General features: G+C 52.7%; 17 protein-coding genes and 1 pseudogene. 8 read left to right on the forward strand and 10 right to left on the reverse strand.

The window, feature by feature from the left end; translation table 11 throughout:
• Nucleotides 1-428: pseudogene (locus KMP13_RS18155) on the reverse strand (transposase); the annotation flags it as partial.
• Nucleotides 429-1151: 723 nt separating this feature from the next.
• On the opposite strand from KMP13_RS18155, the gene KMP13_RS18160 reads away from it, so the two are divergent.
• The 6 genes from KMP13_RS18160 to KMP13_RS18185 all read left to right on the forward strand — a co-directional run bounded on the left by KMP13_RS18160 (nt 1152) and on the right by KMP13_RS18185 (nt 5080).
• A complete protein-coding gene (locus KMP13_RS18160; RefSeq protein WP_215267392.1) occupies nt 1152-2648 on the forward strand; it encodes an amidase in 1497 nt (498 codons plus the stop codon).
• A gap of 31 nt (nt 2649-2679) precedes the next feature.
• Nucleotides 2680-3282 (forward strand): nitrile hydratase subunit alpha, encoded by a 603-nt coding sequence (gene nthA / locus KMP13_RS18165; RefSeq protein WP_215267393.1) that lies wholly within the window; start codon nt 2680-2682, stop codon nt 3280-3282.
• 23 nt (nt 3283-3305) lie between these two features.
• Entirely contained in the window at nt 3306-3617 is a 312-nt protein-coding gene (locus KMP13_RS18170; RefSeq protein ID WP_215267394.1) for an SH3-like domain-containing protein, read from the forward strand.
• On the forward strand, nt 3617-3970 hold the full coding sequence (locus tag KMP13_RS18175) for an SH3-like domain-containing protein (protein WP_215267395.1): 354 nt from the start codon (nt 3617-3619) through the stop codon (nt 3968-3970). Before KMP13_RS18170 ends, KMP13_RS18175 begins: the two co-directional genes overlap by 1 nt.
• Nucleotides 3967-4365, forward strand: a complete 399-nt coding sequence (locus KMP13_RS18180) for a nitrile hydratase accessory protein (protein WP_215267396.1) — start codon at nt 3967-3969, stop codon at nt 4363-4365. The genes KMP13_RS18175 and KMP13_RS18180 overlap by 4 nt, the downstream gene beginning before the upstream one ends.
• A gap of 61 nt (nt 4366-4426) precedes the next feature.
• Nucleotides 4427-5080, forward strand: coding sequence for a HupE/UreJ family protein (locus KMP13_RS18185; RefSeq protein WP_215267397.1), 654 nt, complete (start codon nt 4427-4429; stop codon nt 5078-5080).
• 24 nt (nt 5081-5104) lie between these two features.
• Here KMP13_RS18185 and KMP13_RS18190 read toward each other — a convergent pair whose 3' ends face one another.
• A complete protein-coding gene (locus KMP13_RS18190; RefSeq protein WP_215267398.1) occupies nt 5105-5527 on the reverse strand; it encodes a MarR family winged helix-turn-helix transcriptional regulator in 423 nt (140 codons plus the stop codon).
• 90 nt (nt 5528-5617) lie between these two features.
• Here KMP13_RS18190 and KMP13_RS18195 point away from each other — a divergent pair, with 90 nt between their 5' ends.
• On the forward strand, nt 5618-6745 hold the full coding sequence (locus KMP13_RS18195; protein WP_215267399.1) for a substrate-binding domain-containing protein: 1128 nt from the start codon (nt 5618-5620) through the stop codon (nt 6743-6745).
• 53 nt (nt 6746-6798) lie between these two features.
• On the opposite strand, the gene KMP13_RS18200 is transcribed toward KMP13_RS18195, so the two are convergent.
• The 8 genes from KMP13_RS18200 to KMP13_RS18230 all read right to left on the reverse strand — a co-directional run bounded on the left by KMP13_RS18200 (nt 6799) and on the right by KMP13_RS18230 (nt 15995).
• A complete protein-coding gene (locus tag KMP13_RS18200) occupies nt 6799-8040 on the reverse strand; it encodes an MFS transporter (RefSeq protein WP_215267400.1) in 1242 nt (413 codons plus the stop codon).
• A gap of 110 nt (nt 8041-8150) precedes the next feature.
• Complete coding sequence (locus KMP13_RS18205) at nt 8151-9656, reverse strand: amidase (protein ID WP_215267401.1); 1506 nt, start codon at nt 9654-9656, stop codon at nt 8151-8153.
• Nucleotides 9657-9835: 179 nt separating this feature from the next.
• On the reverse strand, nt 9836-11359 hold the full coding sequence (locus KMP13_RS18210; RefSeq protein WP_251363943.1) for an amidase: 1524 nt from the start codon (nt 11357-11359) through the stop codon (nt 9836-9838).
• A gap of 69 nt (nt 11360-11428) precedes the next feature.
• Nucleotides 11429-12136, reverse strand: coding sequence for an ABC transporter ATP-binding protein (locus KMP13_RS20710; protein ID WP_251363944.1), 708 nt, complete (start codon nt 12134-12136; stop codon nt 11429-11431).
• Nucleotides 12133-12858, reverse strand: coding sequence for an ATP-binding cassette domain-containing protein (locus KMP13_RS18215; RefSeq protein ID WP_215267402.1), 726 nt, complete (start codon nt 12856-12858; stop codon nt 12133-12135). The genes KMP13_RS20710 and KMP13_RS18215 overlap by 4 nt, the downstream gene beginning before the upstream one ends.
• Complete coding sequence (locus KMP13_RS18220; RefSeq protein ID WP_215267403.1) at nt 12855-13880, reverse strand: branched-chain amino acid ABC transporter permease; 1026 nt, start codon at nt 13878-13880, stop codon at nt 12855-12857. Before KMP13_RS18220 ends, KMP13_RS18215 begins: the two co-directional genes overlap by 4 nt.
• Complete coding sequence (locus KMP13_RS18225; RefSeq protein WP_215267404.1) at nt 13880-14746, reverse strand: ABC transporter permease subunit; 867 nt, start codon at nt 14744-14746, stop codon at nt 13880-13882. The genes KMP13_RS18220 and KMP13_RS18225 overlap by 1 nt, the downstream gene beginning before the upstream one ends.
• A gap of 10 nt (nt 14747-14756) precedes the next feature.
• Nucleotides 14757-15995, reverse strand: a complete 1239-nt coding sequence (locus KMP13_RS18230) for an ABC transporter substrate-binding protein (RefSeq protein ID WP_215267405.1) — start codon at nt 15993-15995, stop codon at nt 14757-14759.
• A 516-nt stretch (nt 15996-16511) separates the two neighbouring features.
• Here KMP13_RS18230 and KMP13_RS18235 point away from each other — a divergent pair.
• A complete protein-coding gene (locus KMP13_RS18235; protein ID WP_215267406.1) occupies nt 16512-17534 on the forward strand; it encodes a helix-turn-helix domain-containing protein in 1023 nt (340 codons plus the stop codon).
• Nucleotides 17535-17709 lie beyond the last annotated feature (175 nt).

The following is a 17709-nucleotide window of genomic DNA, read 5'->3' on the forward strand; positions in this document are numbered from 1 at the left end:
GTGGCTCTCCTCGACCAAACGGATGATCTCTAACTTCTCGGATGCGGCATACCTCATTCGTGGTCGCCCCCATCGCCTGTCATGCTTTTTTTGAGCAAACGCAGTTCTAGTGTTTGCTCTGCAACGACTTCTTTCAAATCACGGGCTTCACGGCGCAGGTCTTTGACCTCGTCTGTGTTCGCAGCACGTGCCGTATCACCAGCCAAGCGCCGCTTCCCAGCTTCCATGAAATCCTTGGACCACTTGTAATAGATGCCTTGAGATATCCCCTCACGACGGCACAGCTCTGCAATGCTGTCCTCGCCGCGTAGGCCGTCCAAAACGATCCTGATCTTCTCTTCGGATGAGTAATGTTTGCGCGTGGCGCGTTTGATATCTTTGACGATCTTCTCGCCAGGACTTTTGCGGGTTCCAGTTGTCTGTCTCATCTTCCACTCCTCAGTGGTTACGATGAGCCAGAAACACTCTCTTATCAAATAACGCTATTTGGACCAATAGGCGCTGACGTCAGACATTGGATTCCAAATTTGCGGAATGCTTTCCTGAGATAGAATACATGCCCCACAACCTCGAGTCGGGAGAAGGAATCACAGGCGAACCTTTGAAGACTCAAGATGACCCCGCAATTAGCGAATGGGTACGGGCCACTTCTAACCGTTTCCGATATGTGAGGCGAGAATCTCGCGGATCACCGTTGATTGGATACCGGTGAGGCAAAGCCGACTTTGGTGCAATTGCAGCGAAATAGTGCTTTGTCCGCAGACTGTCAGTTCATGCTTCGTGCAGCGAAGAGCCGCTATCCCGCTTTTCCAAGGGGAGAAAACTCCTTACCGCCCTATTCTGCACTCAGCCGGACTCGACCCCAATCCACAGCTAGCGTGTTGGAAACCCGACTAGTTTTCAGGTTTTCTGGGTCGACATTAGCGCCCTACCCCAATCAGAAATAGCTCCCACTGCTTAAAAAACAGGCCGCCACTTTGCGGAAGTCAAGAAATTACTTGCTTGGGAAAGTAAAATAGAGAACTATTACAGCATCGTAGCAACCGAATATTTTCGAAGGGATGATCTTCACCTCTCCTGACAAGAATATTCAAACATAAGACAGCGCAGAGATAGTCACTCAGCGCAGATGATCGGGAGACAACTTCAAGATGACAATCAAACGTCCAACCTTGGCGCAAATGCAAGAAATTGTTGCAGACCTTGGCATGCATATGTCAGCTGAACGTGTAGGCGAGTTTCTAGAATTGATGGAGCCAAATTTCGAGGCATATGACCTGATCGAAAGCCTGCCTGACGAGATACCAGAAACAAAGTACCCTAGAACCCCGGGCTACCGCCCTGCCCCAGAAGATAACCCGCACAATGCTTGGTACGTGAAGACCGACATCAAAGGAGCGGCCGAAGGAAAGCTCGCAGGGAAAACCATCGCCGTAAAAGACAATGTCTGTGTGGCTGGTGTTCCGATGATGAACGGTTCTTCGACGCTTGAGGGCTTTATGCCTGACATTGACGCAACCGTTATTACCCGTGTTCTGGACGCGGGCGGTACAATCGCGGGGAAAACCCACTGCGAATTCTTTTGCTTGTCAGGTGGTTCACATACCAATGCAACAGGTCCCGTCCATAACCCCTACAAAATGGGCTATAGTTCTGGTGGGTCATCATCAGGCAGCGCAGTCGTCACGGCCCTGAACGAAGTTGATATGGCAATTGGCGGTGACCAAGGCGGGTCAATCCGAATGCCGTCCTCCTTCAGTGGCACCTACGGCATGAAACCAACCCACGGACTGGTCCCCTACACAGGTGCGATGCCGATTGAAGCAACCATCGACCACCTCGGCCCTATTACCCAAAACGTCGCCGATAACGCGTTGTTCCTCGAAGTATTGGCAGGCGCAGATGGATTGGATCCGCGCCAGTACAGCGTGGAAACACACAACTATACAGAGGCACTGGGCAAAGGCGTCAAGGGTTTGAAGGTCGGTGTCCTGAAGGAAGGTTTCGGACACGCAAACAGCGAAGAAGATGTTGATAAATCCGTGCGCGAAATGGCGGAAAAGCTGAAAGGTATGGGCGCGGAAGTGTCGGAGATTTCGGTGCCCATGCACCTGATCGCACCTGCAATCTGGACGCCAATCGCGTTGGAAGGTCTGCAGTGGCAAATGATGCACGGCAATGGCATGGGAATGAACTGGAAAGGGCAATATGCCACCAGCCTGCTTGACGCACATTCGTCATGGCGCACACGCGCGGACGAGCTGTCGGATTCCCTAAAAGTGTCAATGTTTGTAGGAGAATTCGGCATACGTCACCATCGCGGACGCTACTATGCCAAATCCCAGAACATCTTGCGCCGCCTGACAGCTGCCTATGATGCGGCCCTTGCGGAATGTGATGTTCTTCTGATGCCAACAACACCGATGAAAGCGACCCCGCTGCCACCGAAAGATGCACCGCTATCGCTCTACCTGCAACGTGCGTTTGAGATGATTGGAAACACGGCACCTTTCAACGCAACGGGTCATCCAGGCATGTCAATCCCATGCGGCATGAGCGATGGGCTACCCATCGGCGCGATGCTGGTCGGCAAATATTGGGATGAAAAAACAATCTATCAGGTTGCTGACGCCTTCGCGTCTTCCTGAATAAATTATTCAAACAAAAGGAGTACTTGTTATGCCTCACGATCATCACTACGACCCCCTGCCCGACACGGAATTGCGTGTAAGAGCACTGGAATCAATCTTGGTGGAAAAGGACCTTGTAGATCCAGCCGCCATTGATCTGTTGGTTGAAACTTACGAGACCAAAATTGGCCCAAGGAACGGGGCCAAAGTGGTCGCAAAAGCTTGGACAGATCCTGAATATAAGAAACGCCTGATGGAGAATGCGTCGGCAGCTATTGCCGAATTGGGTTTTTCGGGTGTTCAGGGCGAAGACATGGTTGTCGTCGAGAACACAGAGGGTGTTCACAACGTCGTCGTTTGCACTTTGTGCTCATGTTATCCTTGGCCAACTTTGGGCCTGCCGCCAGTGTGGTACAAGGCGGCCCCCTACCGGTCGCGCGTTGTTCGCGACCCACGCAGCGTGTTGTTGGAATTCGGAACAGAGTTGCCAGCCAGCACCGAAATCCACGTTTGGGACAGCAACGCGGAGCTGCGTTATCTGGTGCTTCCCCAACGACCTTCAGGAACCGATGGCATGAGCGTAGAACAACTCGAAGAGCTTGTATCCCGCGATTCAATGATCGGCGTGAAGCTTGCGGATATGCCTGCTTAAACTCAGAAAGAGGGAATTAAGACATGAATTCAATTCACGATCTTGGCGGGATGGAGGGCTTTGGTCCGATCAATCCCGAAGAAAACGAGGCCACATTTCACTATGAATGGGAGAAACCGATCTTTGGCTGGTTCTTCTCTCTGTTTGCGGGCGGGATAATAAACGTTGACGTGTTCCGCCACGCAATCGAGCGGCTTGGCAACCAGCATTACCTCGAAAGCTCATACTACGAACATTGGCTGGGTGCGTTTGAAACGCTGTTGGTCGAGGGCGGTACAATAACAACCGAAGAGATCGACGCGAAAATGGCAGAACTTGCAGGGGAGACACAGTAATGGCCGCTCTTACAGCAGAAGTCGTCCCTGGTTTGGTGTCTGGCGGCGCATCAGCTCGTGTCACGGATTCAGACTTGGCCTCGAAATTTGCGGTTGGGGACAAAGTTCGCATGAAGAACATCAACCCGACAACGCATACCCGATTGGCCCGATACGTAAGAGGTAAAGAAGGCGTCGTTAACATGCATCATGGTGTATTCCACTTCAACGACGTGGTGGCCCATCATGGGGAAGGTCATCAGAATTGCTATTCCGTCAAATTCACCATGCGAGAGCTTTGGGGCGAAGGATACAGCGCTACGGACTACGTCTATATCGACATGTTTGACGATTACATCGAGAAACTGTCATGATCCAGTCTGTCTCAACACAAGAAGTGCAAGAAACGCCTTTGATCCCCAAAGATGAAGAAGGCCCCGTTTTCAAAGAACCTTGGCAAGCACGTGCTTTCGCCATGACCCTAAAAATGGCTGAAGCGAATATCTTCACATGGGGCGAATGGTGCAAGGCCCTTTCTGGCGAAATCAGGATCGCTCAGGCTGGTGGTGACCCAGATTTGGGCGACACCTATTACATGCACTGGCTTGGTGCACTGGAAAAGCTGATCGTCGCCAAGCAAGTCTCAAGCGATGACAAGTTGCAGGCTACGCTGGAAGACTGGCGAGCGGCGGATCACGCACGGGCGCATGGCGAAGCCCCTGTCTTCGTCAAAGGTGCAGGTGGAATCCACCACGATCATCACCACTAGGGAATGGCATTGCAGTTAACGATTGCTATGCAAAGTCCTGTTAAAAAGAATGAAGAACTAAATGAATAAGAAATCAATTTTGGTCGCTTTTGCTGGCCTGCTGTCCAGCCCTGCGTATGCACACCACCCCTTGGGCGGCTTGCCGATGGAAACCCTGTCAGACGGCGTTCTTTCTGGAATTGGGCACCCGTTGTTGGGTTTTGACCACATGTTCTTTGTTATCGCTGTGGGCATTGCAGCAGCCTACACAGGTTTCAAACTTACCGCGCCTCTCGCGTATATTGCAGCCATGCTTTTAGGGTGCGTGATGATGAGCTTTGGCGTCGGGCTTCCGATCAAGGAATTCATCATCGGACTGTCTTTGGTCGTCGTTGGTGCCGTTGTCCTGTCGGGCAAGACGCCATCGCTACAAACAACGGTCTCTTTATTTGCGCTGTTTGGTTTGTTCCATGGATCTGCATTTGGCGACACAATCGCGACACAGGAAACAGCGGCGGGTCCCGCCGTTCTGCTGGGTTATCTGATCGGCTTGGGAGCTATTCAATATTTGATAGCGGTTTTGGCTGGTTATATCGTGTTTAGCGTTATGAAAGCGCTTGAAGCCTCTGCCATCACACCACGGCTTGCTGGCGCTGCGATTGCTGGAGCGGGACTATTCCTGACGTTGGAAAACCTTGAAGGACTGCTCATACCTGCGCTGGGATGGGGTGTCTAAGCTATAGCCTAACCACGAAACCACCTAATTGAGCGTGTCGAGAGCCTTTTTGAGGAAATCGGCGCGCTCATGGCCTATGAGATCTAGAATCCGGTCCTCTTGTTCGTTCACGTAGCCAGTAATTTCGTTCGCGATGCTGACGCCCAAATCAGTGAGCAGCAGGCGCACTTGGCGCTGATCCTCAGGGACTAGCTGCCTTTGAACCAAACCATCCGCAATCATGCGATCGACGAGCTTGGATAAGGCAGGTGGATTCATCAAAACCACCTCAGCAAGCTCACTCATGGTATATGTATCGTCTGTGCGTAAACTTTGCAGAACACGCCATGTTTCAATCTGCATCCCGAGAGATTTCAGGCGTTTCCCAATCTTGCGATGCAACCGCTGATGCGCCGCTGCAAGCGAATAGGTAATGAAAGAGTTAACAGGTGATGGTTCTTTAGGCATATCTTAACTCTTAATATGAATATACGAATCGTTTTCTTTTTAAAGTAACCCATTTCCAGTTAGTATATTTATTAAACTTGAGATGGAATCATGGAAAAGAGTTTTTTAGGCGCAAAGCAAAAACCAGTGTGGCGCTACGCGCGTGAAGCGCTTGATGGTTGCATTGACCTTCTCGGGCCCTCATCGGCTTTTCGTATCGGCCTGCTCGTCCCGATGAGCGGCTCCGCCGGACTTTGGGGGCCTTCGTGCATCGCAAGCACGCAATTGGCTGTTCACGAGCTGAACAATGCAGGTGGGATCGCAGGCAAGCCGGTTGAAATATTCGTTCTAGACGCAGCTGCGGAAACAGCGGATGAAACCGAAGAAACACTGCGCAAGCTCATTGATCAGCAGGCGATTGACGCCATCGTTGGCATGCATATCAGCGCTGTGCGAGACCAATTGATCCATACGATCGGCGGACGCATCCCGTTTATCTACACCCCGCTTTATGAAGGTGCTGTGAATTCACCAGAAGTATTTACAATTGGGGACACGCCAGAAAAGCTGCTGGGCCCGTCCATCACAAAACTGACAGAAGACTTCAAAATTTCCAATTGGGCTTTGGTGGGCAACGACTATGTCTGGCCCCGCGTATCCCATCGCTTTGCCCGCAATCAAATCGCCGAACTGGGCGCAAATATCGCCATCGAGAAGTACGTCCCGTTTGGCAGCGATCTTTTAGAAACAACCATCGAAAAGATAAAATCAAGCGGGGCGGACGGGGTTCTCGTTTCACTGGTCGGCCAAGATGCCGTCGATTTCAATCGGCTCTTTGGCCGCGAGAATTTGCATCAGCAAGCTGTCAGGCTGTCTTGTGCTATTGAAGAAAACGGTTTGCTGGCAAGTGGCGCTAAAAACGTTGAACGCCTGTTTTGCTCGTCGACTTATTTCGGCTGTATGAACACCAACAGAAATGCCAATTTTCGCGAAAAATATCATAGCCTCCACGGTGATCGCGCTCCTATGTTAAATGCGTTGGGGCAATCAGCCTTCGAGGGGGTCAAGTTTCTGGCGCGTCTCATGGACAGGAGTGATATCGCACCCAAACCCAACAGCGCAGTATCTTATGAGGGTGTAAGAAACGCGACGTATATCTCAAATTCAAAGAACCCCGCACCAGTCTATCTAGCGCGCGCTAATGGCAACGTGTTTGATGATCTGCGACAAATCGGCTGAGGGCGGAACAGGAAAACGACAGTGCCGCCTTGTTAGGCTACATCTCAATAATATTATTCGACTGTCTCGGGCGCGTGGAGCAATAGGGTTAGGACTACGGCGAATATAGCCGCCAGACCTGCCGCAGAATAACTTGTCGTGAAGTCACCGCTTTGCTCTGCCAGATATCCAGCAACCACGGGTCCCACGCTTTGTCCGACTGAAAATACGATCATGGAAATTGCCAATGCACTTGCCGCTGCTGCGGGACCAAAGTAGTCGCCCGTTGCTGCGGCCATGATGACGGGCACGCTCCAAGCTGCGATACCAAACAAGGTGACTGACGCATAAAGCGCCAATGAACTTTCGGAAAAACCCACCAAAAGGTAAGACGTTGCTAAGACGGCAAATGAAACAACCAACCCCAACCGTCGCCCGCCCCAATCAGATATCCAGCCGAAGACTATGCCAGAAAAAACGCTGAGCAGTCCGAAAAACGCCCATAACCAACCGGCAAAGTCCTCTGTCATGCCGTAGCGATCCATCATACTGGTTACGATGAATGTAACATAAATCATATAAGTTGCGCCATAGATCCCAAAGATCAGACCCAGATGGACAAGCAGCTTCATGTGGGCGCGCCCGTCTAGACGGGACACCTGTGTAGCCGATGTCATCGCCGCCTGCCCGAACCGCTCAACCCCCAAATCGTTGGGGTGGTTTCGAATGAGTGAATAAGCAAAAGCACCAATAGCGACAGTGAACAGACCAAAGACCAGCCATCCTGTTTGCCATGACTGCAATTCCCCGAAGGGCATGAGGTTGGGTACGATGAAGCCAGTCAGAATGATACCGAACCCGGGTCCGGACATCACAATGCCCGCAGCCATCCCCCGGTGGGATGGCGCAAACCACTGGGACATGATGCTCATCGACGGTAATACCACTCCTCCGCTACCAATTCCCGTCAAAAGATAAAGCAGACACAAAACGAAATAGCCGTCGGTCACGGCCATTGCAGCCATCGTCAGTGCCATTATGAAAAGGCTGCCCGTTACCACGTTTCGGGTGCCCCAGCGCCTTAAAATAGACGGCACGACCAACACTGAAACAAGATAGCCCAGGAGATTGGCAAACCCCAACATGCTGCCCTGTCCGTAACTCAACCCCAGCGACGTCGACATAGACGGCAACATAATCCCGAATGCGAAACGGCCAAGTCCAAGGCCACAAAACACGCAAACAGCGCAGGCGAACGCGATGCGCCACGCCGGATGAAGCCGGTAGTTCACACTTAGGCCGTTTTGTTCTTTCATGCGTTGTCTCAGTCTTTTCTGTTCATTGTGCGTCCGAGAGTTTGGCGTAGCAAAACCCAACGTCCCTCCGCCCACCAAAAGGCGGGCGAAAGGGCGCTCCCTTTCTCAAATCAGGAGTACGCGTTCTCAAGCTCTTGTGCCGCACTGAACAGTGTCATTTCATCATTATGTCGCGCAATCAACATGGCGCCGATCGGGCGCGCGTCCGAGGTCGTGCCAACGGGAACAGTAATCGCCGGATGACCGGTTGCACACGTCGGTGCGGTGTTCCCGACCATTTCAAAGGCTCGTGCAATCACCTCAGCGGGGCCAGCATCCTTTGGCGGCAAACGTGTCGTGGCCATCGGTGTTGTCGGCATGATCAGAATGTCGACTTCGGAAAGGGCGCGCGCATAATCGGCAGTCAAGAGCCGGTTCAGGTTCTGCGCCTTCCCATAATAGCGGCCCTTGTTGCGCGACGCCGTAAAGTGGCCGGTCAACATCCCTAGTTTTACAGTTTCCGAAAACTCGTCTGCGTGGTCTTTCCAACGGCCCTGTGCCTCCATCAGGCCTTCGTCGAACACGCCTTTCATGTTTGTGCCATAAGCGTTGTTACGCAGCATCAGATCATAGGTGCCTTCAAGGAAGATCGGCGTCCAGATCGCAGCCCCTGCGGGATGCAACGGTATCGAGACCGTACTGACGACCGCACCGGCAACGCCGAGTTTTTCAGCAGCTTCCATAACCCGCGCATCCACTTCGGCCTCTGCGCCCTGGGTGCCAAAACCCTCAGACACAATACCAATCCGAAGCTCCTTCACGCCTTTGTCCAACGCCTGAGTATAGGGTTGTGCGGGCGTGCCGCTTTGGCGCGGGTCAAGACCGTCAGGACCGGCCATGACTTCAAGCATCAATGCATTGTCAGCGACAGTACGCGTAATCGGCCCTGCGTGATCCAAGGTCAGCTCAACAGCGAAGATACCGGTGTATGGAACCAAACCATGCGTTGGTTTTAGCCCGACCACGCCGCAATAAGACGCAGGGATACGTATTGATCCCCCTTGATCCCCGCCTGTGGCCATGTCCACCAGCCCCGCAGCAACCAAAGCCGTGGAGCCAGACGAAGACCCCCCCGCATTAAACCCCGGCACAACAGGGTTTTCAACGGCACCGTTAATGGAGGTATGGCTCCCTCCCGAGGCGCAGTAATACTCACAATTGGCCTTGCCGAGGATGTCACCCCCTGCATCCAGAATGCGCGTGACGATTGTTGCGTCGCTATCGGGTACATAGCCGGCCAATATTGACGTGCCGTTCGACATTGGCACGCCCGCCACGCTAACGTTGTCTTTAATGGCAACGGTTTTGTTTGCCAGCTCGCCTTTGCCCGACCCCTTGATAGTCGATTTAATGGCCCATGCATTATAGGGGTTGTCCTCGGGCGCAGGCATTTCTCCCGCGGATCGCGGGTAGATCGTGTCAGGCATTTCCGGCTTCAGGCTATCCACAAGATCATAAGCATCAAGCTGACCCTGCATCAGTTCGTGATATACAGCAGCTTCGGCAGCATCAAAATGGATGCCAATTTCCAACGCGGCGGCTTGAACCTCTTCGACCGTCGGGCGTTTGATTGTCATGGTGATCTCCTGTTTTCGCAACGTGTTGGAGCCGCTATCGCGGGTCACATTTCTGGGTGCCCGTCACCTTTTGGGACAAGCGGGTGCAGCTATGGCAATGGAGGGAAGATCAGGCCAGCGGCGGACACCTCTGGCCTGATTTTAAACGTGTATCTCGAAGCAGTGCTTCGAACGTACTCTTAGGATTTGGACCCGCCTGTCCAGTCAACAGTAGCCTCAAAGGCTGCTGCGGCAGCATAGATGGTGCTTTCGGAGTAGTCTGCACCTGTCAACATCAGGCCTACGGGCAAACCGTCAACCTGACCGCAAGGGATCGACATGGAGGGGTGACCCGTCACGTCGAATTGAGCGGTATTTGCAATCATCTCAAAGGCGCGGGTTACGATTTCGGTAATGGACGCATCTGTCTCAGGCAGCTTAGAGGCCGTGATCGGCAAAGTTGGCATCAGCAGAATATCGTAGTTTTCAAACGCAGCATCGTAGCTTGCTTTGACTTTGCGCGCGATATTCTGCGCCTTGGCGTAATAGCGACCGTTGAAATGGTCGATGCCATACTGACCCAGCAGCATGCTGATTTTCAGGCTTTCCGAAAGGTCATCCGCTTTTTGGCGCCAACCTGCGTGGTGATCCACCAATCCGACGTCATAAGCACCTTTCCAGTTCATGCCCATGCCGTTGCCCTGCATCATCTGACACTGAAGGCCCTCCAGCGCGATAGGCGCCCAGATTGCTGCCGCCAACAAGTGATCGGGAATGGAGACTTCTTCAACAATGGCCCCAAGGCTGCGGAATGTTTCGGCCGCTTCTTTGACGGAATCGGCAATGCCTGGCATCATGTTCGCTGGGGTAAAGCCTTCTTTCAGTACACCAATTTTCATGCCTTTCACGCCACGATCCAGCGCTTTAGTATAGTCGTCGACCTGAGGGGCATATTGGCGTGGGTCCAGCCCATCAGCCCCCGCCAGTACTTCCAGCAGCAGCGCGTTATCTGCAACCGTGGTGGTCATCGGCCCCGTGTGGTCGATGGTCGCTTCAATTGGCATAACGCCAGTATAGGGCACCAAACCATGCGTCGCCTTCATGCCAGCGATCCCGCAGAATGACGCAGGCATGCGGATTGAGCCGCCCTGATCGCCGCCGATTGCCATATCAATCAGGCCACCTCCAACAAGGGCCGCCGACCCTGAGGACGAACCGCCAGCAGAATACCCGGCACGGCGCGGGTTATGTACCATGCCTGGCTTTGATGTATGGCTGCCGCCCGACAAGCAGAAGTATTCCGAGACAGACTTGCCTTCGATCGTCGCACCCGCATCGAGTATACGTGTGACAATTGTGGCATCTGCAACGGGGATGAACCCTTCCAGCGTTGATGCCCCGTTAGTCATGGGCACGCCTGCCAGTGCTACGTTGTCTTTCAGGACAACCGATTTCCCTTTGAGTTTGCCCTCAGCTGCGCCTTCGATCTTTACCTTGCGCGCCCAGGCCCCAAAGGGGTTATCAGCAGGCACAGGGGTAAATCCTGTTGTGCGTGGATAGGTCACTGGCGGTGTGAAATCGGGCTCCGCATCTACGACATCATAAGCCGCTAAGTTACCTGCCATCAGGCCAAGGTATTCTTCAGCCTCTGCATGTGTCAGGGTCATCCCCAACTGCGTGCCGATGCTCATGATCTGCTCGATGCTTGGTCTTTTAACCGTCATAGTCTTCTCCACTGTATATTTTAGTTTCATTTATTCAGGAACAATTGGACCTTGTGGCCCAACCATTGGTTATTCGGCTGTCATGCCAACGAATTGAGCAACGACATCAGGGTTTTTCAGGTCTTGCGGGCTCATCTCACCAGCGATTACCCCTTTTTGGATCGTCAGAACGCGGCTGGACAAAGCGCCAATGAATTCAAGGTTTTGCTCGACAAGGATGAGCGATAGTCCACGCGATTGCAGGACGAGCAAGGTCTCGACAATTTCTTCCAAAATCGACGGCTGAATGCCCTCGGTTGGTTCATCCAGAAGCATCAGCTTGGGCCGCGAACACAGGCAACGCGCAAGGGCCAAGAGTTGCTGCTCACCACCAGATAATGCGCCACCGCGACGGTCCATCAGCCTCTGCAAGCGTGGAAACAACGAAATAACATCGTCCATAAACGCGGGGTCTTCGTTGGACTGTCCAGCCATTCCCATCCGCAAATTTTCGTGCACGGTAAGATCTGCAAAAATCTGCCTGCCTTGGGGGACCAGCCCCAGCCCTACTCCAGATCTTTGATGTGGTTTGAGGTTCGTGACGTCTTGACCTGCAAAATTCACCGTGCCGCCGGTTGCTGGCAAATGCCCCATCAGGGTTTTCATCAGCGTGGTTTTACCCATGCCATTATGACCCAGAATGCCTAGAAATTCACCTTCCGCGACGTTCAGTGTGGCCCCCATCAGGATTGGTATGCGGCCATAGCCAGAACGAAGCTCATTCACTTCCAAAATCATACTGCCAACCCCTTTCCAAGATAGACATCTTGCACACGCTTGTCTTGTAGGGCGGTGTGCACATCCTCCTCGATGAGGACCGCGCCTTGGTGCAGAACCGTTACTGTTTTTGCGATCTTTCTGATGAACTGCATGTCATGTTCGACAACAACCAAAGCCCGCTTCTTGTTAATCTCGAGGATCAATTCTGCCGTTCGATCCACTTCGTCGTGGGTCATCCCAGCAGCTGGTTCATCCAGCAAAATAAGATCAGGCTCGCCCGCCAACACCGTACCGATCTCGACCCATTGGCGCTGGCCATGGGACAGCTGCCCGACCTCGCGTTTGGCTATCCCCGTCAATCGCAGTTGTGTCATGATCGCTTCTGCCAGATCGCTTGAGAATATTGGCGTGTGTTTCTGACGCGCGGCGATCCATAGGTTTTCCTCAACCGTCATCGCGTCAAACACATTGGGCACTTGCGTTTTGATGCCAACGCCCAACCGCGAAATCTGGTGGGGAAACGCGCCAGAAATATCCTTGCCGCGCAAATGCACATGACCTTCGGTTGGCTGTAACTGCCCTGTCAGAAGCTTGAAGAATGTCGACTTTCCAGCACCGTTCGGCCCGATCAGACAACGCAGCTCCTGCTCTCTGAGAGTGAAGTTTACATTGTTGACCGCCGTCACCCCGCCAAAACGGATTGTCAGGTTTTTTGTCTCCAAAAGTGGTGTAACGCTCATTGTTTGACATCCTCAATGACAGTGTCGCTATTGCTGCGCGACAGGCGCGCGGCCACGAAATCTCGCACCGTTGGGGCGATACCTTTGGGCACCAGCAGAACGAAGCCGATCAGAACCGCGCCCAGAATGAAACTTGCATCCAATGTCTGTTGCGAGCCGATTTCGGTGACCATCCATTGCACCAGCAGACAGCCGATAATCGGACCGACAAGTGTACCGCGGCCTCCGATGATGACCCAAATGATGATCTGGGCAGACAGGCCAAGAGCAAAGATCGTCGGGCTGACAAACGCGCCCCAGTTCACATAAAGCGCCCCAGCAAACCCGGCTACCGCACCGCCGATCATGAAGGTCAGCAGCTTGTAAATGCGGGGGTCATATCCAAGCAGCGCCGCGCGCGTTTCATTCTCGCGGATGGCAATGATGACCCGCCCGAACGTGCTGGCAATCAGCACCCGCAGGCCAAGGTAGACCGCTATCAAGGCCAAACCGGTGAGAATCCACGCCTGTTCGGGGCTTAGAATATAACTACTATCACCGGGCATGTTGATGGTAGGCACACCTGGAATGCCATTAAACCCGCCCAACCGTGCCGTGCCGATCTTGTAGACATCGCCAGCGGTGGAGTTCACAAGGTTCAGCAAAATAAGCGACACAGTCAGGGTAATGACCCCAAGATAAACGTCGCTTACACCGCCGTAGATTATGAAATAGCCCAAAAGCGCGGCAAAAATGACGGGGACAATAATCGCCAACACGATTGCCGGGGTGCTGTCTCCGAAATTGATCGCAGCGACGGCGTATGCATATGCGCCCAACCCGAAAAACGAGGTTTGTCCAAAGCACAGAATGCCGCCGTATCCCCAGATGAACCCCAAACTGAGTGCAAGAATTGCCATTGCCGCAAAGACCGTCAGTTGCATGATCTGAAACAGATCAACAAACAGGGGGGCGATCATCACGCCCACTGCAGCAATAGCGGACCCAATCAGGGCGATTGTCATTCCATGGATTTTGGGCATTAGAGGCGTCCTTTGAAAAATTTACCCGAGATGCCCAGGGGCAGCAGCCGGATCAGAATCACAGCGGAGATAAACAAGATCACTTCGCCAAAAACCGGCGTCGTAAGAAACGCGGCGATCTGGTTAATGAAGCCGAACAGACCTGACGCACTGATCAATCCCCAAAGAATTGAAGTGCCGCCGCCAACCACGGTGATGAATGCTTTTGCGATATAGGCTGCGCCCATCGTAGGTACGATGCCAGCAACCGGCGCCAACAGACCACCGGCCAGACCGGATATCGCCGCGCCAGCGCCGAAAGTCGCCATGTACACCTTGGCGGGATTAACGCCGAGAGTCGCAGCCATTTCAGGATTCTGCATAACCGCACGAGCGATCAAGCCGGCACGCGTGAACCGCATGACGGCCCATATGAGCACCATCAACAGAATAGCCATAACAGCAAGAAACGGCGTGTAGAGGCTCGTTTGATACTGGCCAACACTGAAGCCACCCAAAGGCGACGCCACGCCAACAATTGTATTCCCGAAAATCATCGTCGTTGCACCGACAATGACTAAACTGAGACCCCATGTTGCCAGCATGGTGTCAACCAGCCGGCCGTATAGGAATTGAATGAGGCACCGTTCAACGATGACCCCAAACAATCCGACAACGACAGGGGATATGACCAGCATCGCAAGCCATATGTTAACCCCCGCCGAAACCGAAAGAACGGTAGTGTAAGCCCCGAGCATGAGGAATTCCCCATGCGCGAGGTTGATGATTTTCATCATTCCGAAAATCACCGCTAGCCCGGCACTGATAAGCAACAGCGAAGCAATACCACTAATGATGTCCAGACCAACGATGATCGCGATATCCATTTTCAGATCCTTAAATATCGATTTCGTAATGAGTTGTGTCGTTTGGGTTTGCCTTCAGATCGCAAACTGCAGCTGTGTCCAGTGGCTGTTGATCGGGGAAAGTCTCCAGAACGTTCCAGGCTTTGTCTTTAACTTCGGCAAGGTACGCATTGCGGGTCACGTGGTGGGTGATTGGATCGATCAACACATTCCCACTGGGGCCATCAAACGACAGACCTGTCTCGAGCGCCTCAATGACCGGCATGCGGTCAGCGGTGCCAGCAATAGCCACGCCTTTGGCCCACAAGTGAACCGCTTCATACGTCGCGGCTGCAGGCTCATTAATGTAGGGTGTCTTGTCGCCATGTTCAGCTTTGATGGCATCAACAAACGCTTTACTTGCAGGGGTTTGCAGCTCTTCAAAGTAACCATAGCTGCCCAGCACACCATTGCTTTCGGCCGCTTCCAGCGTCGCAGGTTCGTTGACCAAACCAAAGGTGGTTGAGGCGATTGGAATCTCGTCTTTCAGACCAGCAGCAACCCACTGACGGTAGAATGCGGTGTGATTTCCGCCCACCATCGCGGACAGTAACATGTCAGGTTTTGCCGCTTGAATACGGGAAATCGAAGGCCCGAAGTTTGTCACATCCAGTGGGAAGAAGTCAGTCGAGAGAACCTCACCACCGTTGTCTTCGACGTATTTCCGCATCCATTTCGCGGTGATCTGACCGTAGTTGTAGTCAGCCGCGATGATATAGACTTTCTTGCCCCACAGGTCCATCGCATAGGGAACCAGTTTTTCAACGGTTTGCGCGGGTGTAGTGCCAAAGTTGAACGTGTTGCGATCGCAAACGCCACCCTCATAAAGCGTGTTATAGAAATACATCGTCCGGAACCGATTAAAGATCGGGCGGATTGCCTCACGCGATGCAGAGGTGATGCCACCGTGGACAACATCGACCTTGTCCCGAACAGCGAGCTGTTGGGCAAATTGCGAATAGAGCTGGATGTTGGATTGTGTGTCATAGTTGATCAACTCAATCTCACGGCCCAGCAGACCGCCGCTTTCGTTGATCTCTTTAACAGCAAGCTGGGTCGCATAGACCATCGGCTCGCCGGTCGCGGCAAGCGGGCCGGACAGGTCGTGCAGACTGCCCAGTTTGATCGGACCATCAGCGGCCCGGGCAACATTCGCAATCAGTGAAGGCGCCGCAAGTGCTACCCCCCCTGCGGCTGAATTTCTCAAAAAGCTTCGACGTGAAATCGACATTTTTTTTCCCTTTCGTAGGTAAGTTTTTTGTTGAGAGAGTTTGGACTCTTCTTGGAATTTTCCATCCGCGACGGCTGTGCCGCCGAAGTGGGAGGACTGGAATTTATGCCTGCAGCACGACGTAAAATTTCTCGATGCCAACAGTTGCCCGATGCGGGGGCGTCCGAAGTTTGCGCCGTCAAAAGTAGGCTCTAATGGGTGTCACCGCGCGAAGATAATATAGCGGTGAAAAATTAGGCGGCCGGTAATTCTGACGCTGAAAAAGTAACATAGTAATCCGTCCGAAAAACGGTGGCGGCAGGGTATTTGCAACGTTCCTTTGCTTGTTTCAGGGCTGTCTTCATTGAAGTTAAAAGGATTCTTTGGCTCCGCACTTGTCCCTGAATGCCAAAAGATGTGCTCAAACGGCCAATCACCGCCGAACGTGAAAAGATCATAAAAATAAGCGAATCTTGCACGAAACCCGATTGAGCTATCTTCTTGTTTAAGAGCTTAGACATCGACTTGGAGATTGTTATGCTGAATGCACGGAACGCTTCTATTTACAAAACGGGCCCTGGATTTGACAGCTGGCACCAATCGACCTGCCGGGACTTTTCAACGACAGAATGTGAGAGCATAAACAACCCCGAATTCAGAGGCTCCGTGCACTCGTGGAAGTCCGGATCAATCGGACTTGGAGACATTACCGCAAACTCGCGCGACTCTGATATGCCACTCATTCGGCGGGCATCTGACATCAGAAGAGACCCCCGTGATCACATCATGATCTGCACTGTCAAACACGGGAATATCGATCTCACCCAAGCGGAAAGATCTGTCCGAATTAAGCCGGGCGATGTGGTTCTCTATGATCAGAGCAAACCCTTCGGAATGAATTTTGTCGGAAATGTACGTGGCCTTGTCGCCGCTTTTCCACGGTCGCACGTTACCAGCCGTTTGAGCCGGGTCGAAAAACTGACGGCGCGGAAAGTGCCGGTAAACTCACAAGCGGGTAAATTCACCCGATTGATATTAGACCAGCTTCAACCTGATGACGGGAGCCTCGACAATACGCTTTCCAAAAACGTCGAAGCCTCGGCTTTGGATCTGATTTTCGGAAGCATTGATCATGTCTTCTCTTCCGAGGATTTTTCAGAGAAAGCACACAAGGAAAAACAGCTCTACGATATCCAGAGATTCATGAAGAAAAATCTGGCCGATGCAGATCTGAACATTGACCTGATTTGTGCAAATCATGGTATTTCAGCCCGCTCGCTCAACCGATTGTTCAGTGCCGAGGGCACCACCCCGATGCGCTGGCTTTGGCAAGCCCGTTTGGAAGGTGCCCATAGAGACATATTGAAAAATCAGCACGCCTCGATCACCAATATCGCCTTTGACTTCGGCTTTTCCGATCCGTCTCATTTCAGCAAAGCCTTCAAGCGTTCATTTGGCGTTGCCCCCAGCTCGCTCCAGAAATCACTTGGGTATTGCGGCACCGCCGCTTCCCTTGAAAACTCCTTCAGTTTGCCCCGATCAATCCAAACAACCTGCTAACATGCAAAACGACCGGTGCTGTCAGGCACCGGTCGCTTCAATTTCACATGTCGTTTTGCGTTTAGCTGCTGGTCACAGCACTGCGTGTTTCGGGGAACCGCTCAGCAAAGTCGCCCTGAAACCGTTGACGTCGCAGCGCCTCAACCGGATTTCTCTGTCTGACGTCAGCGCCTAT

The organism is Epibacterium ulvae (assembly GCF_018678075.1).
In the GTDB taxonomy this organism is placed as follows: Bacteria; Pseudomonadota; Alphaproteobacteria; order Rhodobacterales; family Rhodobacteraceae; genus Epibacterium; species Epibacterium ulvae_A.